The organism is Hydrocarboniphaga effusa AP103 (assembly GCF_000271305.1).
Classification (GTDB): Bacteria; Pseudomonadota; Gammaproteobacteria; order Nevskiales; family Nevskiaceae; genus Hydrocarboniphaga; species Hydrocarboniphaga effusa.
The window spans coordinates 523,013-546,764 of sequence record NZ_AKGD01000004.1 but is presented as its reverse complement, the minus strand read 5'-3'; the positions used below and the strand labels follow the sequence as shown (position 1 = coordinate 546,764).

Below are 23,752 nucleotides of genomic sequence, written 5' to 3'. Positions count from 1 at the left end.
TGCGCTGCGGCATCACTCCCGCGCCTGGCTTCGTCTGAGCGCGGTTCCAGCCCCGCCGCCTTCGGTCCCTCTGGCCGATTGGCTGGCCTACCAGGAAGGCCTGCATCCCTCGGCGATCGAGCTGGGGCTTACCCGTGTGCGCGCGGTTGCGCAGCGCCTTGGCCTGTTCGATTCGCCGCCGCTCACGCTGACGGTCGGCGGCACCAACGGCAAGGGTTCCAGTTCGACGCTCGCCGCGCTGGTCTACCGGCAGGCGGGCTATCGCGTTGGCCTCTACACCTCGCCGCATCTGCTGCGCTACAACGAGCGCATCGTCATCGATGGCGCCGAAGCCGCGGACGAGCGGATCGTCGAAGCCTTCGAGGCCATCGAAGCCGCCCGTGGCGACATCGGGCTCACCTATTTCGAGTTCGGAACGCTCGCCGCCTTGTGGCTGTTCAGGCGCGCGCAGGTCGATGTGCAGGTGCTCGAAGTCGGTCTCGGCGGCCGGCTCGATGCGGTCAACATCGTCGATGCCGACGCGGCGATCGTCACCAACATCGGGCTCGATCACCTCGACTGGCTTGGCCCGGATCGCGAAACCATCGGCGTCGAAAAGGCTGGCATCTTCCGGAGCGGCCGGCCCGCGATCGTGGCCGAGCGCGATCCGCCGCGCAGCGTGTTCACGAAGGCCAGCGAGATCGGCGCGCACGTGCTTGCGCTCGGGGCCGGCTACGACTATCGCACGGACAGTGAGTCGTCGTGGCGTTGGTCGGGCGCCGGATCGCAGTTCGATGCGCTGCCGATGCCGGGCCTGCAGGGCGAGGCGCAGCTCGCGAACGCGGCCGGCGTCATCGCGGCGCTGCAAGCCCTGCGCGATCGGCTGCCGGTCGAGGCGCCGGACATCCGGGCGGCGTTGCCGGCGCTGAGGCTCCGGGGCCGTTTCGAGCGCATCGGCGACTGGATTTTCGACGTCGCCCACAACGCCGAATCAGCCGAGGTGCTCGCGCGCAATCTCGCCTCCCTGAGGCTCCCGACCCGACCGCGCCTGCTGCTCGGCATGCTGTCCGACAAGCCGGTCGAAACGGTGCTGCGGATTCTGTCCAAGCAGGTGCGACAGATCGATTTCGTGAGCCTGCCGCCGCCGCGCGGGCTTTCGGCCGACGAACTCAGGCAGCGCGCCGAGCCTCTGCAGCTGAGCGCTCCGAGCGGCGAATGCCATGCGAGTCTCGATCGGGCAGTGCGACAATGCGCGCCTTCGAGCCAGGGCGACATCACCGTCGTCTGCGGCTCGTTCCTCACCGTCGCGCATGCCATGCAGGCCTTGCAGTTCGATTCCACCGATGATGTCCGCCGATGAATGAGACCCTGATTCGCCGACTGGTCGGTGCCGGCGTGCTCGCCGCGGGCGCGCTGATCGTCAGCCTGCTGCTGCCGCAGCCGAATCAGCCGCCCGAGCTCGATGCGGGTCTCAAGGTCGTCGAGGTGCAGGTCGACGAATCGGGGCGGATGGTCGAGCAGTTCTCGGACGAGCGTCCGCTGGCCGACGGGCGCGATCGCAGCCGCGAAGACAAGGGCAGGCCAGCGCTGAGCGCCGGCACCGACGAACGCCGCTATGTGCCCGACTCGGTCGAACTCGCCGCAAGCGGCGAGACCGATATTCGCCCACCCACCGAGTCCGGCAGCGAGCCCGCGGTCGCCGAGCAGGCTCCCGAGATGGAAGAGCTGCCCGAAGAGCCGGTTCCGGAATCCAGGCCCAAGCCCGCGGTTCCGGCGCCCGCTTCGAAGCCGGCGGAGAAGCCCGCAACGAAGCCCACGGAAAAGCCGGCGCCGAATCCGCAAGCCAAGCCGGCGGAGCCGCCGCGCAAGACCGAGGCGCCGAAGCCGGCTGTTCCAGCGCCGATCAAGGACGCTCCGAAACCGACTCCCGTGCCGGCAACGCCCAAGCCCGAAGCCGCGACCGTCGCCAAACCGGATGCAACGCCACCGCCGTCGCCGAAGCCCGAGGCCACCGCCACCGCGCCCAAGCCCGTGACTCCGGCCGCCCCGGGTGCCGTGCGCTGGGCCGTGCAGGCCGGCAGCTATGCGGATATCGCCAACGCGCGGCAGATCCAGGCGCAGCTCAAGTCGCTCGGCTATCCGAGCAACATCACCGTCATCGACACGAGCGGCGGGGCGCGCTACCGCGTGCGCTGCGGCCCGTTTCCGACGCGCGAGGCGGCCGACGCGGCTCGCGGACGCATCGCCGGTTCCAAGCTGCCGGCACAGGTCGTCAACGATGGGCCATGACTGGGCGCAGCGCCCGCGCCTGACGCGGCGTGCGCTGGTCGATCACCGCTTCGACGCTTCGATTCCGGCTGTGCTGCATCGCGTCTATGCAGGACGCGGAGTGAGCAGTGCGGACGAGCTCGCGCTCGAGTTCGCCCGCATGCTGGTGCCGACCGGTCTGCTCGGCCTGGAAGTCGCGGTCGATCTGCTCGAAGCCGCGATCAAGAACGGCGAGCGCATCGTCATCGCCGGCGACTACGACGCCGACGGCGCCACCGGCGTCGCGCTCGCGGTGCTGGGCCTGCGCGCGATGGGCGCGGCGCAGGTCGATTACGTGGTGCCGAACCGCGTGACGATGGGCTACGGCCTGTCTCCGCCGCTCGCCGAAGCCGCCGCCGCGCTCGGCGCCCAGCTGCTCGTCACGGTGGACAACGGCATCGCGAGCATCGCCGGGGTGGCCGCCGCGCGCAGGCTGGGCATGCGCGTGATCGTCACCGACCACCATTTGCCCGGCCCCGAGCTGCCGCTGGCCGATGCGCTCGTCAACCCGAACCAGCCCGGCTGCGGGTTTCCGAGCAAGTCGCTGGCCGGTGTCGGCGTGATGTTCTACCTGCTCGCGGCCTTGCGCGCCCGGCTGCGCCAGCGCGGCCATTTCACGGTTGCGAACGAGCCCAAGCTCGCGGATTGGCTCGATCTGGTTGCCGTCGGCACGGTCGCCGATGTCGCGCGGCTCGATCGCAACAACCGCATCCTCGTCGCCCAGGGCATCGCCCGCTTGCGCAGCGGGCGCGGGCGGCCCGGCCTGCTCGCCATGCTGGCCGGCGCGGGCCGCGATCCTTCGACCCTCACGGCGAGCGACCTCGGCTTCGTGCTCGGCCCGCGCATCAACGCGGCGGGCCGGCTCGCCGACATCCGCACCGGCATCGAATGCCTGCTGGCCGAGACGCTCGAGCAGGCGCAGCCGCTGGCCGAGACGCTCGAGCGCATCAACCGCGAGCGCCGCGAGATCCAGCGCACGATGACCGAGGACGCGGTTTTGCAGATCGCCGAGGACGTCGAGGAGAACCGGGCCGGCGTCACGGTGTTCGACCCGGACTGGCATGAAGGCGTGGTCGGACCGGTCGCGTCGAAGATCAAGGAGCGCGTGCAGCGCCCGGTGATCGCGTTCGCACCGGGGCAGGGCGGCGACACGCTCAAGGGTTCGGCGCGCTCGATCCCGGGCTTCAACGTTCGCGATGCGATCGCCCTCGTCGAAGCGCGGCATCCGGGCCTGATCGAGCGCTTCGGCGGCCACGCGATGGCAGCCGGACTGAGCCTGCGCAAGGCGAACTACCGCAGGTTCCAGCAGGCCTTCGACGAAGCCTGCCGGGTGGGCCTGCCCGAAGGCTGGAACGTGATCCGCATCGAAACCGACGGCCCGCTCGCGAACGAGGAGTTCAACGTGCAGACCGCGCTCGCGATCGAGCGTGGCGGCCCTTGGGGCACCGGGTTCGAAGAGCCGCGCTTCGACAACTGCTTCGAAGTCGCCGAGGCCCGCATCGTCGGTAGCGACGGCAGCCACGCGAAGTATCGGCTGCGCCTGATCGACGGCCCGCCGACGCTCGAGATCAGCGCGATCGATTTCGGCGGCGCCGAGCGCCTGTGCCGCAAGGGCCGGCTGCGCGCGGTGTACGCGGTCGGGGTGAATCGCTTCCGCGATCGCGAATCGCTCGATCTGCGGCTCGAATATCTCGAACCGATTTAACAAGCATTGCCCAGGGGCGTAGCGAGCGAAGTCAGATCGCGTCAGGGCGGTGCTCGGAATCCTCACGTACGTCTAGGTACGCTCCGGTTCCTGCGCTCCGTCCTGACGCGATCTGGCGAGCGCAGTAGCCCCTGGGCAATGCTTCAGCCGCCCGGCGCATAGAACACCACCGGCGAGGGCTTCGCCACCGTGGCGCCTTGCAGATAGTCCGCACCGAGGCGTCGCCAGGCTTCGAGCGCGCCGGCATCGGCGATGTTGCCGACCACCACGCGTTTGCGCAGGGCGCGCGACAGCCGGATCACCGATTCGGCGAGCATCTGCTCGACCGGGTCGGTCGACAGGCTGCGGAACTGCAGCGCATCGATCTTCACGAAATCGAGGTGCAGGCGCCGGATCAGTGCGACATCGGACGAGCTGCGGCCCGAGAACTGGTCGACCGCGACGCGAACACCCAGCGTGCGCATGGCCTCGCAGAAGGTCTGTGCCTGGTTCGGGAACTCCGACAGCACGTTCTCGTGCACTTCGAGGCAGAGCTTGCGCGCCGGCACGTCCGGATGCAGCTGCAGCTGGTCGGCCAGGAACTCGATCAGCGAATGATCGGCCAGCGTGCTGCCGGACAGCTGGATCGCGCAGAAGGCCAGGCGTTCGAGCGTGTCCGGATAGCGCGACAGGTGGTCGAGCGTGGAGCGCAGCACCCAGCGGTCCATTTCGGCGACCAGGTGATGGCGCTCGGCCACCGGCATGAAGGCGCCGTGCGAGGCCCAGAAGCCTTCCTCGTCCTCGAGTGCGAGCAGGATCTCGTAGACGTGGCCTTCGGACTGATGCGCCTGCGCCGGCATGATCCACTGCGTGGTCAGGTGGAACAGGCTTTGTTCGAGTCCGGCGCGAATGCGACGTACCCAGATCGAATCGTCGATGCTGGTTTCGGCGCGATCGAGGCTCGCATCGTAGGGCTTCACCGCGTTGCGACCGGCGCGCTTGGCGGCGGCGCAGGCGTCCTCGGCGCGTGCGAGCACGTCGACCGGCGACTGCATGTCGTCGGTGATCGGCGTCATGCCGATGCTCACGGTCACCGACAGCGGCTGCGATTCCCAATAGATGCGCGTGTTGGCGACGAGCTCGCGCAAGGCCTCGGCGAAGATGCGGGCCCGCTCGGGCTCGAAGTTGGTCAGCAGCACGACGAACTGGTCCGCGCCCATGCGGAACACTTCGCCGGCGTTGCCGACCTTGGAGGCGAGCGACTCGCCGAGCCGTGCGAGCACTTCGTCGCCGGCCTGCTGGCCCGCGATGTCGTTGATGCGCTTGAGGTGATCCACGTCGAGCGACAGCACCACGCTCGGCCGCGGATGGGCGCGCTGGCTGTCGAGCAACAGGCGCAGGGCGCGATCGCAGGCGACGCGATTCGGCAGGCCGGTGACGACGTCGCGCGTTTGTTGTTCCGGCTGCGGCTTTTCGCCCCCGACCGTGATGGCGCCCGAGATTTCGCGAAACACGACGATGGCCCCGATCACCCGATTCAGGCGCGTGCGGATCGGGGTGACCGATACGTAGACCTCGGCGTCAGGCAGCGCATCGCGCTGCAGGAACACGCCGCTGGTGTATTCGAGCCGGGCGCCGCGGCTGATCGAGAGTTCGGCCAGGTTGGCGAGCGGTGTCGACTGCCCAGACTCCGGATCGCAGCTGCGTGCCCGGAAGACGTCGGCGAACGAGCGTCCGCGGGCCGCGCGATGGCCCAGGCCCGAGAGCTGTTCGGCCATCGGGTTCACTTCTTCGACGATGGCCCGCTCGTTGGTCATGATCACGCCGTCGGCGACCGCCTGCAGCGCGAGTGTGGCGCGCTCCTGCGCCTTGACCAGCGCCTCCTGCGCGGTCCGGCGCTCGTCGGACTCGACCACCAGCTGCGAGTTGGTCGCGATCGTGCGCTCCATCAGCTCGCGCAGCTGGCGCACGCGCTCGTTGTGCCAGTGCGAGAGCACGCCGATCTCGTTGTCGGCGTTTTCGTTGAATTGCAGGTGCAGCGCGTCTTCGGCCGATTCGGCGTGCGCGAGCTCGCCGGTCATGCGCCGCAGCGGGCGCAGCACCAGCCAGTTCACTCCCGCGTAGATCAGCAGGATCGAGAGCGCCAGACCGATTCCGATGACCATCAGCGTGCGCGAGAACAGGTAATCGACACCGGCCAGGCCGTCGCGCGTCGACACCACGCGTGCGAGTCGCCAGTGCGTGCCGGGCAGGCCGATGATGTTGGCGAACGAGGGTTCGCCGAGCACCGCGTCGCTGTCGAACTGGAGCTGCTGACTGGCCACGGCTTGCTGCTGGCTGTTGGACATGCCGTTCCAGATCGCGGCGAGCGAGGCTTCGGCTTCGGTCCGCGACATTTCGCGGCTTGCGTCCTTGAGTGCGGAGACCGTCGCCGCGTTGTAGAGCGAAGACTGCACGGCGGCCGAAATGAAGGCTTCGTTCTGCTGGTGCATGAACAGGGCCAGCGGATTGAAGGCGGGCAGCTTCTGCGCGAGTTCGACGAGGTTGGTCGGCGGCTGAGCACCGAAGGCCAGCGCGGCCGCGTCGGAAATGCCGAGCAGGCGGTTGTCGCGGCCGATCAGCAGGCTGTAGCCCTTGCCGCCCTGAGAATAGCGCGCGAACAGCTCGTTGAGCCGGATGGTCGACAGGTTGACGGTGACGGCGCCGACGAAGCCACGGCCGTCCCGCATCGCCAGGGTACAGGAGACCACCTCCTGCTTGGACAGGGCCTCGCGATGCGCCGGCGTCCAGAAACAGGTGTCGGCCGGCAGGTATCGTGCCGGCGTGAACCAGCTTTCCTGCAGATAACTGATCGCGGCCGGATCGTTGTAGTCGCCTCGGGCCCGGAATGCGCCCGAGGCATCGCGCAGCCAGAACTCACTTGCGCGTTCGGCGAGCGGATCGAGGGTTTTGGGCAAGGGCCAGACGCCAGCCGAGACGATCAGGCTGTCCGCTCGGCTGTGCTCGATGAGGCTTGGGATCGACGCCATCGCCGTCGTGCGCGAGGGTCCGGACGACTGCAAGGCGAGCAGCGCGATCGTGCTCGCGAGCCTTTGCACGTCGCGCGTGTCGGCGCCGAGCTTTTCGGCCAGGCGGAGTGCGCTTTCACTGTCGTAGGCGTAGCGGTCGTCGACGAGGTTGCTGCGGACGAGCTCGTCCGCAGCCCAGTACGCGAGGCCGGCGAGCGCAAGCGTGATCAGGCCCAGTGCAAGACCGAGCTTGAACTGCAAGCTCTGACGCCATGACAACGCCCGAGACTGAGCATTGGTCTGCATCGCTGCGGTGCTGGGTCGCGATCGGCTCATTGCAGCTGGTGGTCTACAACCTGGTTGTGGACATCATTACACAGCACAATCGTTTTTTTGCCTAACGGCTGGTAAAGCTTACAAAAGCAGTCGTTTAGCCCGGCCAAGCCCCGAAGCGAGCTGATCGAGATCGTCCTTCCCGTTATAAACGGCAAGCGACGCCCGAACTGTAGCCGGAACCCGAAATCTTTCCATCAGCGGCATCGTGCAGTGGTGCCCGGTGCGCACGGCGACGCCGTCCTGGTCGAGAATCGAGCCGATGTCGTGAGGGTGCGCGCCGTCGATCACGAAGGACAGGATGCCGGCCTTGCCGGGCGCGGTGCCGATCAGGCGTACGCCATCGATGCTTAGCAGCAGCTCGGTTCCGTACAGGAGCAACTCGTGTTCCTGAGCGGCAATCGCGTCGATGCCGACGCTGTCGATCCAGTCGAGCGCGGCGGCGAAGCCGATGGCTCCGGCCATGTCGGGCGTGCCGGCCTCGAACTTGTACGGCACGTCGTTCCAGGTGCTGCCTTCGAAGGCCACCGTGCGGATCATGTCGCCGCCGCCCTGCCAGGGCACCATCGCCTCGTAGTGCTCGGCCCTGGCCCAGAGCACGCCGAAGCCGGTCGGGCCATAGGCCTTGTGCGAGGAGCAGGCGAAGAAATCGGCATCGAGCGCGGCGAGATCGACGCGCTGGTGCGCGATCGCCTGGGCGCCGTCGATGAGCACCGGAATGCCGCGCGCGTGCGCGGCCTCGATCATCTTCTCGACCGGGTTCACGGTGCCGAGCGTGTTCGAAACGTAGGCCACCGCGACCAGGCGCGTGCGCTCGTTGAGCCGGGCGAGCCAGCCGTCGAAATCGAGGCTGCCGTCGTCGAGCACCGGAGCGGCGACCGTCTTGGCGCCCGCGAGTTGCCAGGGCACGATGTTGGAGTGGTGCTCCATGCCGGTGACGAGTACTTCGTCGCCGGGCTGCACGCGCGGCTGCAGCCAGCTGCGCGCGACGAGGTTGATCGATTCCGAGGTGCCGCGCGTGAACACGATCTGGTCGCGATGCGTGTTGAAGAACTGCGCGATGCGATCACGCGCGCCTTCGTAGGCATTGGTCGCGCGCGCCGCGAGCTCGTGCACCGCGCGATGCACGTTGGCATTGGAATGGCGGTAGTAGCCGTCGAGCTTCTGCAGCACGGCTTCGGGCTTCTGCACCGTTGCCGCATTGTCGAGATAGGCCAGGCGCTTGCCGTGGATGCTCTCGGACAGAATCGGAAACTGGGCGCGGATCGCGGCGAGGTCCAATCGAAGATCGCTTGAGCTCATGCGAGATCTTCCAGCGATCGCGCACCGGGCAGGCGGCTCAGCAGGCGGCGCTGCATTTCATTGCGCGCCTGCTCGTCGCTCACTTGAGAGAGCACGGTGTGCGCGAAGGTATAGAGCAGCACGTTGCGTGCGGTCTCGACATCGAGGCCGCGCGAGCGCAGGTAATAAACCGCCATTTCGTCGAGCTGGCCGCAGGTCGCGCCGTGCGCGCACTTGACGTCGTCGGCGTAGATTTCGAGCTCGGGCTTGGCGTTGATCTGCGCGCCCGGTGCGAGCAGCAGGGTCGCGACGTTCTGCTCCGAATCGGTCTTCTGCGCGTCCTTGTGGACGACGATCTTGCCGTTGAAGACCGCGTTCGCCTTGTCGCGCACCAGGCCGCGAAAAATCTCGCGGCTCGTCGTGTGCGGGGCGACGTGATGGATGCGCGTATGCGTGTCGAAATGCGAGCGCCCGCCCGGCGCGAATACACCATGCACGTTGGTCGCGGCGCCCGGACCATCGAGGAACACGTTGAGATCGTGACGCACGAGCGCGCCGCCGAGATCGAGGCCGACGTAGTCGAAGTGCGCGTCGCGCTGCACGTGCACTTCGGTGCGCGTGAGGTCGGTGTTCTTGTCGCCGAGGTCTTGAATGCGCAGCAGGCGCAGCTTGCTGTTGGCCTCGAGTTCGATCTCGAACACCGAAGTCGACAGCGATTCGCTGCCGTCGCTGCGCAGATCGAGCAGCACGGTGGCTTCGGCTCCGCTCTCGAGATGCAGGCGATGGCGAAGATGGCTCATGCCGGCGCTGCCGCTGGCGAGCGTCAGCAACAGCGGCTTGCTTTGCTGATTGCGGCCGATGCGCAGATCGAGTCCGTCGCGCACGAGCGCCGCATTGAGCGCGCTGACGCTGTCGTCGATGAGCTTGGCGCTCGGCGGAGCGGCTTCGCCGTTCTCGCGACGGCCGTTGATGAAACGCAGCGCGTCCCAGCCGCTCAGAGCGGGCGAGGGCGAGGCCGCATCGAACGAGGTGCTCGCTTCGAGCGCGTAGTTCGCGGCGTTCAGCGCCGACAGATCGGTGTACTTCCAGTCTTCCTGCTTGCGCGTCGGAAAACCCAGCTGCTCGAAGCGCTGCCAGGCTTCGCGGCGGGCTTCGCGCAGGTCGGCCGGCAGGCGTTCGAAGGCTTGTGCGTACGTGATCGTAGCTGCGCTCACGCGGCCTCCAGCCAGCCGTAGCCGCGCTCTTCGAGTTCGAGCGCGAATTCGGGGCCGCCGGATTTGACGATGCGGCCCTTGGCGAGCACGTGCACGAAATCGGGCTTCACGTAATCGAGCAGGCGTTGATAGTGCGTGACCAGAATCACCGAGCGCTCGGGCGAGCGCATGGCGTTGATGCCGTCGGCCGCAAGCTTGAGCGCATCGATGTCGAGGCCCGAGTCGGTTTCGTCGAGCACCATGAGCTTGGGCTGCAGCACCAGCATCTGCAGAATTTCGTTGCGCTTCTTTTCGCCGCCCGAGAAACCTTCGTTGACGCCGCGCTGGAGCATCGAGGTTTCGAGCCCCACTTTCTTGGCCTGCTGGCGCACGAAGGCGAGGAAATCGGTGGCTTCGATTTCGGATTCGCCGCGATGCTTGCGCTGTGCATTGAGCGCGGCCTTGAGGAAATACATGTTCGACACGCCCGGAATTTCGACCGGGTACTGAAAGCCCAGGAAGATACCGGCGGCGGCGCGCTCTTCGGTTTCGAGTTCGAGCAGGTTCTTGCCATCGAACGTCACCGAACCCTGCGTGCACTCGTAGCCTTCGCGGCCGGCGAGCACGTGGCCGAGCGTGGACTTGCCGGCGCCGTTCGGGCCCATGATGGCGTGCACCTCGCCGGGGTTCACGGTCAGGCTCAGGCCCTTGAGAATGTCCTTGCCGCTGGTGCTCGCGTGCAGGTTGTCGATGGTCAGCATGGGTGTCGTCATAAAAATATCTCGTTATTGAATCCGTCCGTGGCGCAGTGCCCGGCCCGGCCATCCGGGCGTTCGCCGGCGTCGATGCCATTCAAGGCAATCGACGACAACCCCCGGCTCACCCAACCGCACCTTCGAGCGAAACCTGCAGCAGCTTCTGCGCCTCGACGGCGAATTCCATCGGCAGCTCCTTGAACACGTCCTTGCAGAAGCCGTTGACGATCATCGACACCGCATCTTCTTCGGACAGGCCGCGCGAGCGCGCGTAATAGAGCTGGTCTTCGCCGATCTTGCTCGTCGTCGCTTCGTGTTCGAGCTGCGCGGTCGGGTTGCGGATTTCGGTGTACGGGAAGGTGTGCGCGCCGCACTGCGAACCGATCAGCAGGGAATCGCACTGCGTGTAGTTGCGCGCGCCTTCGGCGCCCGGCAATACGCGCACCAGGCCGCGGTAGCTCTGCTCGCTCCTGCCGGCCGAAATGCCCTTGGCGACGATGGTCGAGCGCGTGCGCTTGCCGACGTGGATCATCTTGGTGCCGGTGTCGGCCTGCTGCAGATTGTTGGTCAGCGCGACCGAGTAGAACTCGCCGACGCTGTCGTCGCCGCGCAGGATGCAGCTCGGATATTTCCAGGTGATCGCCGAGCCGGTTTCGACTTGCGTCCAGCTGATCTTGGCGCGCGCACCGCGGCAATCGCCGCGCTTGGTGACGAAGTTGTAGATGCCGCCGCGGCCTTCCTCGTCGCCCGGGTACCAGTTCTGCACGGTCGAATACTTGATCGTCGCATCGTCGAGCGCGACGAGTTCCACCACGGCCGCGTGCAGCTGGTTTTCGTCGCGCTGCGGAGCGGTGCAACCTTCGAGATACGAAACCGAAGCGCCCGATTCGCAGACGATCAAGGTGCGCTCGAACTGCCCGGTGTTGCGCTCGTTGATGCGGAAGTAGGTCGACAGCTCCATCGGGCAGCGCGTGTCCTTGGGGATGTAGACGAAGGAGCCGTCCGTGAACACCGCCGAATTGAGCGCGGCGTAGTAGTTGTCGCCGGCCGGCACCACGGTGCCGAGATATTGCTTGACGAGCTCCGGGTGCTCGCGCACGGCTTCGGAGATCGAGCAGAAGATCACGCCGGCCTTCTTGAGCGTTTCCTTGAACGTGGTGCCGACCGAGACCGAGTCGAACACCACGTCGACCGCCACGTTCTGTACGCCCGCGAGCATTTCCTGCTCCTTGAGCGGAATGCCGAGCTTCTTGTAGGTCTCGAGCAGCTTGGGGTCGACTTCGTCGAGCGACTTCGGGCGATCCTTCATCGACTTCGGCGCCGACCAGTACGAAATGGCCTGGAAATCGACCTTGGGATATTTGACGTGCGCCCAGGTCGGCTCGTCCATCTTGAGCCAGCGCGCATAGGCCTTGAGGCGGAAGTCGAGCAGCCATTCGGGCTCGTGCTTGCGCGAGGAGATCAGGCGAATCGTGTCTTCGGACAGCCCCGGCGGGGCACTTTCCGACTCGACGTCGGTGACGAAGCCGGCCTCGTACTTGCGCGCCTTGACGAGCGCCTGGAGGTCTTGGGTGGTGGTCTGAGCTGGGGCTGCCATGAGGGTTGCCGGTGTCTGCCTGGGCTTCACTCCCGCGCAGGTGGCGCGGAAGCGGACCGTGGGTGAAAGGTGAGCGGCGACTCAACGCCGCCGCGGCGCAGCGGAGCGGCCATCTGCGCGAGCGTGACTGCCTCGAGCGCTTCGCGGATGGCGGTGTTGATGAGGCGCCAGTTCGCACGCGTGCCGCAGCTGCGTTCGATGCTGCAGCCACCCGCGTGGATCGAGCATTCGGTCACCGCGATCGGGCCTTCGATGGCGTCGACCACGTCGGCGACGGTGATCTGGGTCGCCGGGCGCAACAGCCGGTAGCCGCCATGAGCGCCGCGTGCCGCCTCGACGAGCCTGGCTTTGGCCAGCTGCTTGAGCAGCTTGGAGGTGGTGGCGAGCGACAGGTGCGAGCGGTCGGCGAGTTCCTGCGCACTGGCCCATCTCGCGGGATCGGCCGCCAGCACGGTCATCAGCACCGTGGCGTAGTCGGTCAGTTTGGCGAGCTTGAGCATGGTGGACGAGTCGAAGCGGACGAAAGCGAATCAGTACCGAATCAGTACGGTATGAGTTTAGTCACTTGCCTGCCATGGGACAAGCCGCGGACACGCGAGCTTTCTGATCCTGCGCTGAAACGAGGCGGATCAGCCCGCGCCGAGCGCGTCCTGCAGCAGCGTGCGGGCCTCGGTCCAGCGCCGCTCGACGGGTTCGGGCTGCTGGTGCAGGGCGACGGCGATCTCGTCGACGGACAGGTCGGCGTAGAGCCGCATCTCGACGATGGCGCGGGCGAGCGGATCGAGATCCTGCAGCTGATCGATCAGGTGATCGAGCACTTCGACGTCGGCCGCCGGCTCCACTTCGAGCAGCGGTGTCGCCAGCCGCATCTCGCCGAATTCGCGGCGCTTCTTGAGCTTGCGGCGGGTCTCGCTGAGATCGCAGATCACGCCGCGCATGACCGAGGCGGCGTAGGCGATGAACTCGAGCGTCTCCTCGAGCGCGAGCTCGCCGCTGACGCGCTCGCCGACCTTGTCGATGATCGCGCGGCTCTGTTCGGGCGTGATGAGCTCGTCGACCGACCAGCGCGCCTGCGCGAGCCGCCGGGCCTCGGTGTAGACCTGCCCGTAGACGAGCTCGCGGGCCTCGGCATCACCGGCCCGGGCGCGCTCCCATGACGCTCCGAAATCGAACACGACCTACTCCGCCATCAGCATCTGCGGGGTGCGCGGCGTCGTCAGCAGGTCGAACAGCGCGCGCCAGCGCGCGTAATCGGGCTCCGACTCGCCCACGCTGCGCTGCACGTAGCCGCCGACCACGGCCTCGCCGAACGCGTAATTGATGATGTAGGCCCCGTAGCGATCGAAGAACTCGAGGCGTTGCTGCGCGCGTTCGGGCGTTGCGAGGCCGTACGTCTGCAGCCAGTCGAGCGTCTGCGCCGCATCGGCCTGGCCGTCGCGATAGCGACGCGCGGCCTCGACGGTCGCGGCGCCGGAGAGCTTGGTCGCCTGCACGACGGCGTCGTAAGTCTCGGCTTCGCCCGGATTGAGGCCCGAGACCGCCATGAGCTTCTTGATCAGGGCGACGCGCGCGGCTCTCGGAAACGCGAGCTCGATGCCGTAGTCGGCGGTGCCCTCGGCGATGAACGACTGCGGCGAAAACAGCGGATAGAGGGTGAATTCCTTCCAGCCGCGGCCGCGCACGAGCTGGTCTTCGATCAGCACGTTGAAGACGTGATGCCCCGGGTAGCCCTCGTGCGCCGCGAGTTCGAGGGCGCGCGCGACGGTCAGCGGCTGGTCGGTGTTGATCTCGATGCGGCTGACGAAGTCGCCCTGGTACCAGTTGTAGGCGCTCCAGGGCTTGTCCTTGACGAGCGCGAGTTCGAAGCGCTCGCCCTCGGGCAGGCGGAAATACTGCAGGGTGCGCTCGCGCGCCGCGCCGATGGCGATGCGCATGACTTCCTCGACGCGGTTGGGCGGCACCGTGAAGCGTTCGAGATAGCGGTTGTAGCGCTCGGTCAGCGTGCCGCCGCCGCGCGGCAGCATCCGGTCGAGCGAGGCAAGCATCGGCTTGAAGTCTTCCTGGCCGTAGAACGGGGCCGAGATGTCGTAGAGGGCGAGCGATTCGTCGTCGAACGAAGGCTTCCAGCCTTCGAGCATGCGCGTGCGAGCCTCCAGTGCCGCGATCTGGTTGCGCAGGTGGCGGCGGCGCAGGTTCCAGAGTTCGGGCTGCACACTCGTGTCGGTCGGGGCCGAGTCGATGTCCTGGTAGAGCCGCACGAGCACGTTGCGAATCTCGATCAGCGTGCGCTTGCGGGTCTTGGCCTGCGCCTGCCAGTCCTTCGGGCCGTAGTAGGCGTCGACGAGGTTCGGATCGTGCTCGCCGAGGGCGAGCGCCTGTTTGATGTACAGCTCGGAGATCTGGTCCATGGTCAGCTGCGGTGGACGAACGGACGGGCGCTCGCTCGCGCAGCCCGCGATGGCGAGTCCCAGCAACAGGCCCAGCGAGGCAAGGGTCCAGGTGAGTCGGCGGTTCAAGGCGGCTCTCGGCATGACGGCAGAATGGCGCGAAGTCTAGCAGGCAAGAAAAAAGCGGCCTAAGCCGCTTTTTTCTGGTCGTCGAGGTGAAGCCGATCCGCGGCAGGCGCCGCTCGCTCCATGATTTCGCGAGAATCGGAGAGACTCGCTTGGTCGCTCGCTGGCAGCCTTCGCTGATCCCTCCGATCCCCGCGCGCGTCGCCCCTCGTCGGGGGCTCAGGCTGCCATCTGCCTGAGCATGTACTGCAGCACGCCGCCGTTTTCGTAGTACTCCCATTCCTTGGGCGTGTTGATGCGGACCTTGGCCTTGAACTGGACCTTGCTGCCGTCGGCCTTGGTCGCGGTGACCGAGACTTCGGTGGCGCCATTGACCAGACCGTCGAAATCGAACACTTCGGTGCCGTCCAGGCCCAGGCTCTGCGCCGATTCGCCGTTGACGAAGTTCAGCGGCAGTACGCCCATGCCGACCAGGTTGGAGCGGTGGATGCGCTCGAAGCTCTCCGAAATCACCGCCTTGACGCCAAGCAGGATGGTGCCCTTGGCGGCCCAGTCGCGCGACGAGCCCGTGCCGTATTCCTTGCCGGCCAGCACCACCTGCGGCGTACCGTCGGCGACGTGCTTCATCGCCACGTCGTAGATCGGCTCGACCGGGCCGGCCTGGCCGTCCTTGCCGATGTACTTCGAGACGCCGCCTTCCACGCCGGGCGTCATCTGGTTCCTGATGCGGGTATTGGCGAAGGTCCCGCGCATCATGATCTCGTGGTTGCCGCGGCGGCTGCCGAAGCTGTTGAAATCGGCCTTGGCGACGCCGTGCGCTTCGAGGAACTTGCCGGCGGGGCCGTCCTTCTTGATGTCACCGGCCGGGCTGATGTGGTCGGTGGTGATCGAGTCGCCGAGCACCGCGAGCACGCGCGCCCCCTGGATGGTCGGAATGCCCGGCGGCGTCTTGGTCATGCCGACGAAGTAGGGCGGGTTGGCGATGTAGGTGGACTTCGGATTCCACGGGTAGGTCTCGGACCGGGTGACGCGGATCGACTGCCAGCGCTCGTCGCCCTTGAGCACGTCGGCATAGCTCTTCTTGAACAGCTCGCTCGTGACGGCCTTGGCGACCACCGCCTGGATCTCCGCGTTGCTCGGCCAGATGTCCTTGAGGAACACGTCCTGGCCATTGCTGCCCTTGCCGAGCGGCTCGGACGAGAGATCGATGTCGGTGCTGCCGGCGATCGCGTAGGCGACGACCAGCGGCGGCGAGGCGAGGTAGTTCATGCGCACGTCCTGGTGGACGCGGCCTTCGAAGTTGCGGTTGCCCGACAGCACCGCCGACACGCTCAGCGTGTTGTCGTTGATCGCCTTGCCGATCGGCTCGTCGAGCGGGCCCGAGTTGCCGATGCAGGTCGTGCAGCCGTAGGCGCTCACGAAGAAGCCCAGGTGTTCGAGGTCTTCGAGCAGATTGGCTTTCTTGAGGTATTCGGTCACCGCGAGCGAGCCTGGGGCGAGCGAAGTCTTGACCCAGGGCTTGCTCTTCAGGCCCAGCGCGCGCGCCTTCTGGGCGAGCAGGCCGGCGCCGATCAGCACGTTCGGGTTCGACGTGTTGGTGCAGGACGTGATCGCCGCGATCACCACCGCGCCGTCCTTGAGCTCGAAGTCCTGGTCCTTGTGGTGGACCTTGGCCGGTCCCTTGGACGGACGCGCCTTCTGCTCGGCCTCGAAAGCCTTGCGGAAGTTGGCCTTCACGTCGGTCAGCAGCACGCGGTCCTGCGGCCGCTTCGGTCCTGCGAGGCTGGGCTTGATGCTGCCGAGGTCCAGGTGCAGCACGTCGGTGTATTCGGCCTCGGGCTGCTCGGGCGTCCACCACATGCCCTGCGCCTTGGCGTAGGCCTCGACGACGGCGATGTGCTCTTCGCTGCGGCCGGTCAGGCGCAGGTAGTTCAGGGTCTCGACGTCGATCGGGAAGATGCCGCAGGTGGCGCCGTACTCGGGCGCCATGTTGCCGATGGTGTTGCGGTCGGAGGCCGACAGGTTCGCGATCGCCGGGCCGAAGAATTCGACGAACTTCTCGACCACGCCGCGCTTGCGCAGCAGCTCGGTGACGGTCAGCACGAGGTCGGTCGCGGTCGCGCCTTCGGCGAGCTTGCCGGTCACGCGTACGCCGATCACTTCGGGGATCAGCATCGACGAGGGCTGGCCGAGCATCGCGGCCTCGGCTTCGATGCCGCCGACGCCCCAGCCGAGCACGCCGATGCCGTTGACCATCGTCGTGTGGCTGTCGGTGCCGAAGCAGCTGTCCGGGTAGAGCACGCCGTCGTCGTTTTCGAAGACGACGCGCGCGAGATATTCGATGTTGACCTGATGGACGATGCCCGTGTCGGGCGGCACCGCCTTGAAGTTCTGCAGCGCTTCCTGGCCCCAGCGCAGGAAGTTGTAGCGTTCCTCGTTGCGCTTGAATTCGATCTTGGCGTTGAGGTCGAGCGCTTCCTTGCTGCCGTAGTGGTCGATCATGACCGAGTGGTCGATCACGAGTTCGACCGGGCACAGCGGGTTGACCTTGCCCATGTCGCCGCCGAGCGACTTCATCGCATCGCGCATCGCCGCGAGATCGACCACGCATGGAACGCCCGTGAAGTCCTGCAGCACCACGCGCGCGGGCGTGAAATTGATGTCCTTGTTCGGCAGCGCCTTGAAGTCGGCGCCGGCGAGCGCCTCGATGTCGGTCTTGGTGGTGTTGACGCCGTCCTCGTGGCGCAGCAGCTGTTCGAGCAGCACCTTGATCGAATACGGCAGACGCGACAGCTTGAACTGCGGCTCCAGTGCCTTGAGGTTGTAGTACGTGTAGGTCTTGGAACCGACCTTGAGCTGGGCCTTGGTCTTGAAGCTGTCCGTCATGGCAAATCTCCTTGTGGCTTCCGCGGCGCGGCGAGCACGGCCCGAGGCGCGGTGGCAGATGGAACGGGGCGAATCCTGGCCCGATTACGATGAGGTTGTCTTGAACGCAAGCAAGGTGGCTCGCTTGCGCTGGACCTCGCGGGCAAAAAAAAGCCCGCCGGCTCGCGCCGGCGGGCTGCATGATGACTCCACCGTCCCGACACGGCCTGAACTGCGCGGTGCCGGTGGAGTGTCATTTCGGCGAAGGCCTTTTAAGCGACCGACACCGACTTCGCCGTCTCGGCGTATTCCTCGATCTGGTTGAAGTTGAGGTACTTGTAGATCTTGTCGGCGTTCTTGGTGATCACGCCGGTCTCGGCCAGATACTCCTCGACGGTCGGCAGGCGACCGAGCTTGGAGGCCACCGCCGCGAGTTCCGCCGAGCCCAGGAACACGTTGGTGTTCTTGCCCAGGCGATTGGGGAAGTTGCGGGTCGAGGTCGAAATGGCGGTGCTGCCTTCCTTGATCTGCGCCTGGTTGCCCATGCACAGCGAGCAGCCCGGCATTTCGGTGCGCGCACCGGCCGTGCCGAAGGTGTTGTAGACGCCTTCCTTGGTGAGTTCGGCCGCATCCATCTTGGTCGGCGGAGCGACCCACAGGCGAACCGGAATGTCCTTCTTGCCTTCGAGCACCTTGCCGGCGGCACGGAAGTGGCCGATGTTGGTCATGCACGAGCCGATGAAGGCTTCGTCGATCTTGGTGCCGGCCACTTCGGACAGGAACTTGGCGTCGTCCGGATCGTTCGGGCAGCAGACGATCGGCTCCTTGATGTCGGCGAGATCGATCTCGATGACGGCCGCGTATTCGGCGTCCTTGTCGGCTTCCATGAGGTTCGGCGCGGCGAGCCAGGCTTCCATCGCCTTGATGCGGCGCTCGAGCGTGCGCGCATCCTTGTAACCGTCGGCGATCATGTTCTTCATGAGCACGATGTTCGAGTTCATGTACTCGATCACCGGAGCCTGGTTGAGCTTGATCGTGCAGCCGGCGGCGGAGCGCTCGGCCGAGGCGTCGGACAGTTCGAACGCCTGTTCGACCTTGAGATCCGGCAGACCTTCGATTTCGAGGACGCGGCCCGAGAAGATGTTCTTCTTGCCGGCCTTGGCGACGGTCAGCAGACCGGCCTTGATCGCATAAAGCGGGATCGCGTGGACGAGGTCGCGCAGGGTCACGCCGGGCTGCATCTGGCCCTTGAAGCGAACCAGCACCGATTCGGGCATGTCGAGCGGCATCACGCCGGTGGCGGCGCCGAAGGCGACCAGGCCCGAGCCGGCCGGGAAGCTGATGCCGATCGGGAAGCGCGTGTGCGAGTCGCCGCCGGTGCCGACGGTGTCGGGCAGCAGCAGGCGGTTGAGCCAGGAGTGGATCACGCCATCGCCCGGACGCAGGGCGACGCCGCCGCGGTTGCTGATGAAGGCGGGCAGTTCGCGATGCGTCTTGACGTCGACGGGCTTGGGATAGGCGGCGGTGTGGCAGAACGACTGCATGACGAGGTCGGCCGAAAAGCCCAGGCAGGCCAGGTCCTTGAGTTCGTCGCGCGTCATCGGGCCGGTGGTGTCCTGGCTGCCGACCGTGGTCATCTTCGGTTCGCAGTAGGTGCCCGGGCGCACGCCCTGGCCTTCCGGCAGGCCGACCGCGCGGCCGACCATCTTCTGCGCGAGCGTGAAGCCCTTGGTCGAAGCCGCCGGCGACTGCGGCAGGCGGAACAGCGTCGAGGCGGGCAGGCCGAGGAATTCGCGGGCCTTGCCGGTCAGCGAGCGGCCGATGATGAGGTTGATGCGGCCGCCGGCCTGCACTTCGTCGAGCAGCACCTGACTCTTGAGTTCGAAGGTGGCGGCGACCGCGCCGTTCTTCTCGATCTTGCCCTGGTACGGATAGACGTCGATGACATCGCCCATTTCGAAGTTGGAGACGTCGACTTCGATCGGCAGCGAGCCGGAATCTTCCTGCGTGTTGAAGAAGATGGGGGCGATCTTGCCGCCGAGCGTCACGCCGCCGAAGCGCTTGTTCGGCACGAACGGAATGTCTTCGCCGGTGGCCCAGATCACCGAGTTGGTGGCGGACTTGCGCGAGGAGCCGGTGCCGACCACGTCACCGACGTAGGCGACGAGGTTGCCCTTCTTCTTGAGGTCTTCGATGAACTGGATCGGGCCGCGCTTGCCGTCTTCCTCGGGCTGGAACGCCGCGTCGGAACGCAGGTTCTTGAGCATGGCGAGGTAGTGCAGGGGGATGTCCGGGCGGCTCCAGGCATCCGGGGCGGGGGACAGGTCGTCGGTGTTGGTTTCGCCGGGGACCTTGAACACGGTGACGGTGATCTTGTCGGCGACTTTCGGGCGGCTCGTGAACCACTCGGCGTCGGCCCAGGACTGGATGACCGACTTGGCGTTGGCGTTGCCGGCCTTGGCGAGTTCGGCGACATCGTGGAAGAAGTCGAACATCAGCAGCGTCTTCTTGAGCGCCTCGGCCGCGACGGTGCCCACTTCGGCGTCGCCGAGCAGGTCGATCAGCGGCTTGACGTTGTAGCCGCCGACCATCGTGCCGAGCAGTTCGGTGGCTTTGGCGCGCGAGATCAGGCTGACCTTGAGCTCGCCGTCGGCGACCGCGGTCAGGAACGAGGCCTTGACCTTGGCCGCGTCGTCCACGCCCGGCGGAACGCGGTGCGTGAGCAGATCCACGAGGAAAGCCTCTTCGCCGGCCGGCGGATTCTTGATCAGTTCGATCACTTCGGCGGTCTGCTGGGCAGACAGCGACAGCGGCGGAATGCCGAGAGCGGCGCGCTCGGCAAGGTGTTGGCGATAGGCTTGCAACATGGTCTCAGTTTGTCCGGTGTAGGGAAGAACGGATGAAGGGCGGCACTGGGCAGGTGCAAGCCCTTCTATGGTGCTGGGATGGTGCTGGCTCCGAGCAAGTCAGGTCAGTGACTTAGCTCGCAATGATAATTCAATCACCACCCCAGTTCACGCCTCCGAAGGTCGAGGGGCGCTACAGCTGTCGCGTTCTGCCGCCACCTGATCGGTGCTGCCTTACGCGGCGATCGGCGAAACCGATGGACCGCCACACGGCGTGATGCGGGCGTTCTTGATCGCGTTGGCCTGCATCTCGGTGATCTCGAACAGATAGCCGTCGATTTCGAGCTGCCGGCCCGGTTGGGGAATCTGCTCGAGCCGCTCCATGACCAGGCCGTTGACGGTCTTGGGGCCGTCGAGCGGCAGCGTCCAGCCCAGGCTGCGATTGAGGCTGCGCAGGGTCACCGAGCCGCCGACGCGGTAGCTGCCGCCGGACTCGGCGTGCACATTGATCGCACGCTGGCCGTTGCCGGAAGTGAACTCACCGATCACTTCCTCGAGGATGTCGTCGAGCGTGACCAGGCCACGAATGTCGCCGTATTCGTCGACGACGAAGCCCATGCGCTGGCGCTGGCTCTGGAAGTTGAGCAACTGCTGGTTCAGCGGCGTGCCTTCGGGCACGAAATAGGGCTCGCGGACGAACTGCTGCAGGGTCTGCTGATCGAGCTGGTCCTCGGCGGCCAGGCGCATGAGCCGGCGCAGGTGCACGATGCCGAGCAGGTCGTCGACCGAGCCGTGGTAGACCGGCAGCTGGGTGTGCTCGGACTCGATGATCTGCGCGCGTACGAGCGCCCAGGGTTCCGACAGGTCGAGGCCGACGATGTCCTGTCTCGGCACCATGATGTCCTCGACCGTGCTGTGTTCGAGATCGAGGATCGACAGCAGCATCTTCTGGTGGCGCTGCGGGATCATCGCCCCGGCTTCGGCGACGACCGTTCGCAGTTCCTCCACCGACAGCGAATGCTGGGCCGCATCTTCTGGTGTGACCCCGAACATCCGCAGCACGCGGTTGCCGACGATGTTGACGATGTCGATGAACCAGCCCAGCACGCGCAGCAGCGGCCAGTACAGATAAGCCGCCGGAATCGCGATGCGCTCCGGGTGCAGGGCGCCGAGCGTCTTGGGCATCGATTCCGAGAACACGAAGATCAGCAGGGCCGTCGCGGCGGTGGCGACGATGATCGCGGTCTCGGCGTCGCCGGTGGCGCGCAGGGTGATCGCCATGAGCAGCATCGGGATCAGCGCCTGCGCCACATTGTTGAGCAGCAGGATCAGCCCGATCAGCCGGTCCGGCCGGCGCAGCAGATCCTGCGCCATGCGGGCTCCGCGCTCGCCCTGCTGGGCGCGGTGGCGCAGCCGGTAGCGGTTGAGGGTCATCAAGCCGGTTTCGGAGCCCGAGAAGAAACCCGAGACGAGCATGCAAACCAGAAGGGCCGCGATCAGGACGGCCAGCGGGAGATCGTTCAAGCGAAGGACGGTGTTCCCAAAGTCGAAGCCTAGTTACGGGGGCGAATGCGACCCTGTCAACCCGGCGTGCTTCAAGAACGCTAGGGAACCCAATGTTTTTGCAGCACAAGCTCGAGAATCAGCTTGGTGCCGAAATAGGCGAGCAGCAGGATTCCGTAGCCCGACAGCGCCCAGCGGATGGCGATGCGCCCACGCCAGCCGTATTTCCAGCGGCCCCAGAGCAGCACGCCGAACACCAGCCAGGCGACGATCGAGAGCACCGTCTTGTGCGCCAGATGCTGGGCCAGCCAGTTGTCGATGAACCAGAAGCCCGACAGCAGCGTCAGCGACAGCAGCACGAAGCCGATCGCCACCATCTGGAACAGCAGTCGCTCCATGAGTTGCAGCGGCGGCAGGCGCGACAGCGAAGCCACCGCATGCTGGTGCAGCAGCCGGTCCTGGATCGCGAGCGCCACCGCCTGAACGGCCGCGAGCGTCAACACGCCGGCCGACAGCAGCGAAATCAGGATATGCAGCCCCACCTGCCACTTGAGCGGATCGACATCGGTGATCGGGGCCGGGAACAGCGCCGCCCAGACCGCGAAGGCGCCGGCGAGCGGATAGACCACCACGCCATTGATCGACACCGGCTCGCGCCAGCTGAACATCCACAACAGCGAGGCCGATTGCCAGGCGAACAGCGATAGTGCCTCGGTGACGCCGATGCGCAGCGAGCCGTCCTGGAACAGCTGCGCGAACAGCGAGCCCGCGTGAAGGGCGATCGCGGCCAGCGCCACCCATGGCAGCTCGGCGCGGTTGCGCCAGGCGAGCACGCCGGCGACCGCATAGCTGACCAGAGCTGCGATCGCGACCAGAAGGTTGGGGTTGGACATAGCTGAGAAAGAATAGCATTCGCATGGCGAGGCGCAGGGGCGCCGATTTCGCGACTGCTTGCCTGCGCATCGGCTTCGAAGCGCGTCACGAGCGCGCGATGCGCCTCGGCGGAAGCCGAAAATCGCCGTGCTAGCATCGGCCGGATTGCGGCGCGGCGTCCGCAAGCATCGGAGGCGAATGCGTATCCAGATCCTCGGCTGCAGCGGCGGAGTGGGCCCCGGTCTGCGCACGACCAGCCTGCTCATCGACGATCGCCTGCTCATCGATGCGGGCTCCGGTGTCGAGGACTTGTCGCTGGCCCAGATGCGCCGCATCGAACGCATCTTTCTGACGCACTCGCATCTGGATCACATCTGCGGCCTGGCGTTCATGGCCGACAATCTGTTCGGCCTGATCGATCGTCCGATCCGGATCAGCGCGCTCGAAGCCACGCTCGCCGCGATCCGCAGGCACCTGTTCAACTGGGTGATCTGGCCCGATTTCTTCCAGCTGCCGAGCGTCGATCGGGCCATGCTGGTCGAGTTGCCGCTGCAGTCCCGGCAGCCGCAAGCACTGCATGACGGCCTGATGCTGACCGCGTTCGAGGTCGCGCATACGGTGCCGGCAGTTGGCTATTCACTCGAATCGCCCGCCGGCGTCTTCGCCTTCAGCGGTGATACCGGAGCCGGATCGAACTTCATCGAGTATCTGAACGGCCTGCCGCGGCTCGACCTGCTGATGATCGAGGCCGCGTTTCCGGACGAGGATTCCGAGCTCGGCGAGGCCTCGCGCCATTTCACCCCGAGCCGGCTCGCGGCCGAACTCGCCGGCCTGCGCCATCGGCCCGAGTTGCTGCTCACGCACCACAAGCCCGGCAGCGAGCTGCGCATCGAGCAGCAGTGCCGGCAGCTGTTCGCGGGCTGGCGCTATCGGCACCTGCGGCGCGGCGAAGTCTTCGAGCTCTGAACCGCGGCCGTGCCGGCGGGCCGACTCGGTCGCCGACTGTGTCCTACAC

The 23,752-nt window shown here is 66.4% G+C and carries 16 protein-coding genes; 4 read left to right on the top strand and 12 right to left on the bottom strand.

Translation table 11 applies throughout. From position 1 onward, the window contains the following. The first annotated feature begins 4 nt into the window (after positions 1-4). From folC to recJ, 3 genes are read left to right on the top strand one after another with little or no spacing between them, the layout of a single operon-like run. Positions 5-1,339: a bifunctional tetrahydrofolate synthase/dihydrofolate synthase gene (gene folC, locus WQQ_RS21730; protein WP_366490383.1), complete on the top strand. Its 1,335-nt coding sequence runs from the start codon at positions 5-7 to the stop codon at positions 1,337-1,339. Continuing rightward, complete coding sequence (locus WQQ_RS23400) at positions 1,336-2,268, top strand: SPOR domain-containing protein (RefSeq protein ID WP_007187432.1); 933 nt, start codon at positions 1,336-1,338, stop codon at positions 2,266-2,268. The genes folC and WQQ_RS23400 overlap by 4 nt, the downstream gene beginning before the upstream one ends. Next, on the top strand, positions 2,258-3,991 hold the full coding sequence (recJ, locus tag WQQ_RS21720) for a single-stranded-DNA-specific exonuclease RecJ (protein ID WP_007187431.1): 1,734 nt from the start codon (positions 2,258-2,260) through the stop codon (positions 3,989-3,991). The genes WQQ_RS23400 and recJ overlap by 11 nt, the downstream gene beginning before the upstream one ends. Before the next feature lie 143 nt (positions 3,992-4,134). On the opposite strand, the gene WQQ_RS21715 is transcribed toward recJ, so the two are convergent. From WQQ_RS21715 to WQQ_RS21660, 12 genes are all read right to left on the bottom strand, one after another. After that, positions 4,135-7,239, bottom strand: coding sequence for an EAL domain-containing protein (locus WQQ_RS21715; RefSeq protein WP_007187430.1), 3,105 nt, complete (start codon positions 7,237-7,239; stop codon positions 4,135-4,137). Between the two features lie 153 nt (positions 7,240-7,392). Further along, positions 7,393-8,613: a SufS family cysteine desulfurase gene (locus tag WQQ_RS21710; RefSeq protein ID WP_007187428.1), complete on the bottom strand. Its 1,221-nt coding sequence runs from the start codon at positions 8,611-8,613 to the stop codon at positions 7,393-7,395. Continuing rightward, positions 8,610-9,806, bottom strand: coding sequence for a Fe-S cluster assembly protein SufD (gene sufD / locus WQQ_RS21705; protein WP_007187427.1), 1,197 nt, complete (start codon positions 9,804-9,806; stop codon positions 8,610-8,612). The genes WQQ_RS21710 and sufD overlap by 4 nt, the downstream gene beginning before the upstream one ends. Next, a complete protein-coding gene (gene sufC, locus WQQ_RS21700; RefSeq protein WP_040455303.1) occupies positions 9,803-10,546 on the bottom strand; it encodes a Fe-S cluster assembly ATPase SufC in 744 nt (247 codons plus the stop codon). The genes sufD and sufC overlap by 4 nt, the downstream gene beginning before the upstream one ends. A 118-nt stretch (positions 10,547-10,664) precedes the next feature. Continuing rightward, positions 10,665-12,137 carry a Fe-S cluster assembly protein SufB gene (gene sufB / locus WQQ_RS21695; protein ID WP_007187424.1) on the bottom strand — a complete coding sequence of 491 codons (1,473 nt, stop codon included), beginning with the start codon at positions 12,135-12,137 and terminating at the stop codon, positions 10,665-10,667. 26 nt (positions 12,138-12,163) lie between these two features. After that, positions 12,164-12,637, bottom strand: coding sequence for an SUF system Fe-S cluster assembly regulator (locus tag WQQ_RS21690; RefSeq protein WP_007187423.1), 474 nt, complete (start codon positions 12,635-12,637; stop codon positions 12,164-12,166). A gap of 129 nt (positions 12,638-12,766) precedes the next feature. After that, positions 12,767-13,312 (bottom strand): ECF-type sigma factor, encoded by a 546-nt coding sequence (locus WQQ_RS21685; protein ID WP_007187422.1) that lies wholly within the window; start codon positions 13,310-13,312, stop codon positions 12,767-12,769. 3 nt (positions 13,313-13,315) lie between these two features. Next, positions 13,316-14,653, bottom strand: coding sequence for a hypothetical protein (locus WQQ_RS21680; protein ID WP_007187421.1), 1,338 nt, complete (start codon positions 14,651-14,653; stop codon positions 13,316-13,318). A 216-nt stretch (positions 14,654-14,869) separates the two neighbouring features. Beyond that, positions 14,870-17,536 (bottom strand): aconitate hydratase AcnA, encoded by a 2,667-nt coding sequence (gene acnA, locus WQQ_RS21675; protein WP_007187420.1) that lies wholly within the window; start codon positions 17,534-17,536, stop codon positions 14,870-14,872. Positions 17,537-17,787: 251 nt separating this feature from the next. Further along, the gene (gene acnB, locus WQQ_RS21670) at positions 17,788-20,382 is read right to left on the bottom strand and encodes a bifunctional aconitate hydratase 2/2-methylisocitrate dehydratase (RefSeq protein WP_007187419.1); all 2,595 of its coding nucleotides are present in this window, start codon (positions 20,380-20,382) and stop codon (positions 17,788-17,790) included. A 213-nt stretch (positions 20,383-20,595) separates the two neighbouring features. Beyond that, the gene (locus WQQ_RS21665; RefSeq protein WP_007187418.1) at positions 20,596-21,885 is read right to left on the bottom strand and encodes an HlyC/CorC family transporter; all 1,290 of its coding nucleotides are present in this window, start codon (positions 21,883-21,885) and stop codon (positions 20,596-20,598) included. Positions 21,886-21,965: 80 nt separating this feature from the next. Further along, the gene (locus tag WQQ_RS21660) at positions 21,966-22,757 is read right to left on the bottom strand and encodes a cytochrome C assembly family protein (protein WP_007187417.1); all 792 of its coding nucleotides are present in this window, start codon (positions 22,755-22,757) and stop codon (positions 21,966-21,968) included. Positions 22,758-22,935: 178 nt separating this feature from the next. Between WQQ_RS21660 and WQQ_RS21655 the strand changes: the two genes are divergently transcribed. Further along, the gene (locus WQQ_RS21655; RefSeq protein ID WP_007187416.1) at positions 22,936-23,703 is read left to right on the top strand and encodes a 3',5'-cyclic-nucleotide phosphodiesterase; all 768 of its coding nucleotides are present in this window, start codon (positions 22,936-22,938) and stop codon (positions 23,701-23,703) included. The last annotated feature ends 49 nt before the right edge of the window (positions 23,704-23,752 follow it).

Bases quoted from the DNA above. Each gene is read 5' to 3' on its own strand.
- acnA (WP_007187420.1), bottom strand. From the start codon at position 17,536: ATGACGGACAGCTTCAAGACCAAGGCCCAGCTCAAGGTCGGTTCCAAG.
- sufB (WP_007187424.1), bottom strand. From the start codon at position 12,137: ATGGCAGCCCCAGCTCAGACCACCACCCAAGACCTCCAGGCGCTCGTC.
- acnB (WP_007187419.1), bottom strand. From the start codon at position 20,382: ATGTTGCAAGCCTATCGCCAACACCTTGCCGAGCGCGCCGCTCTCGGC.
- sufC (WP_040455303.1), bottom strand. From the start codon at position 10,546: ATGCTGACCATCGACAACCTGCACGCGAGCACCAGCGGCAAGGACATT.
- WQQ_RS21655 (WP_007187416.1), top strand. From the start codon at position 22,936: ATGCGTATCCAGATCCTCGGCTGCAGCGGCGGAGTGGGCCCCGGTCTG.
- recJ (WP_007187431.1), top strand. From the start codon at position 2,258: ATGGGCCATGACTGGGCGCAGCGCCCGCGCCTGACGCGGCGTGCGCTG.
- WQQ_RS21710 (WP_007187428.1), bottom strand. From the start codon at position 8,613: ATGAGCTCAAGCGATCTTCGATTGGACCTCGCCGCGATCCGCGCCCAG.
- WQQ_RS21660 (WP_007187417.1), bottom strand. From the start codon at position 22,757: ATGTCCAACCCCAACCTTCTGGTCGCGATCGCAGCTCTGGTCAGCTAT.
- WQQ_RS21690 (WP_007187423.1), bottom strand. From the start codon at position 12,637: ATGCTCAAGCTCGCCAAACTGACCGACTACGCCACGGTGCTGATGACC.
- WQQ_RS23400 (WP_007187432.1), top strand. From the start codon at position 1,336: ATGAATGAGACCCTGATTCGCCGACTGGTCGGTGCCGGCGTGCTCGCC.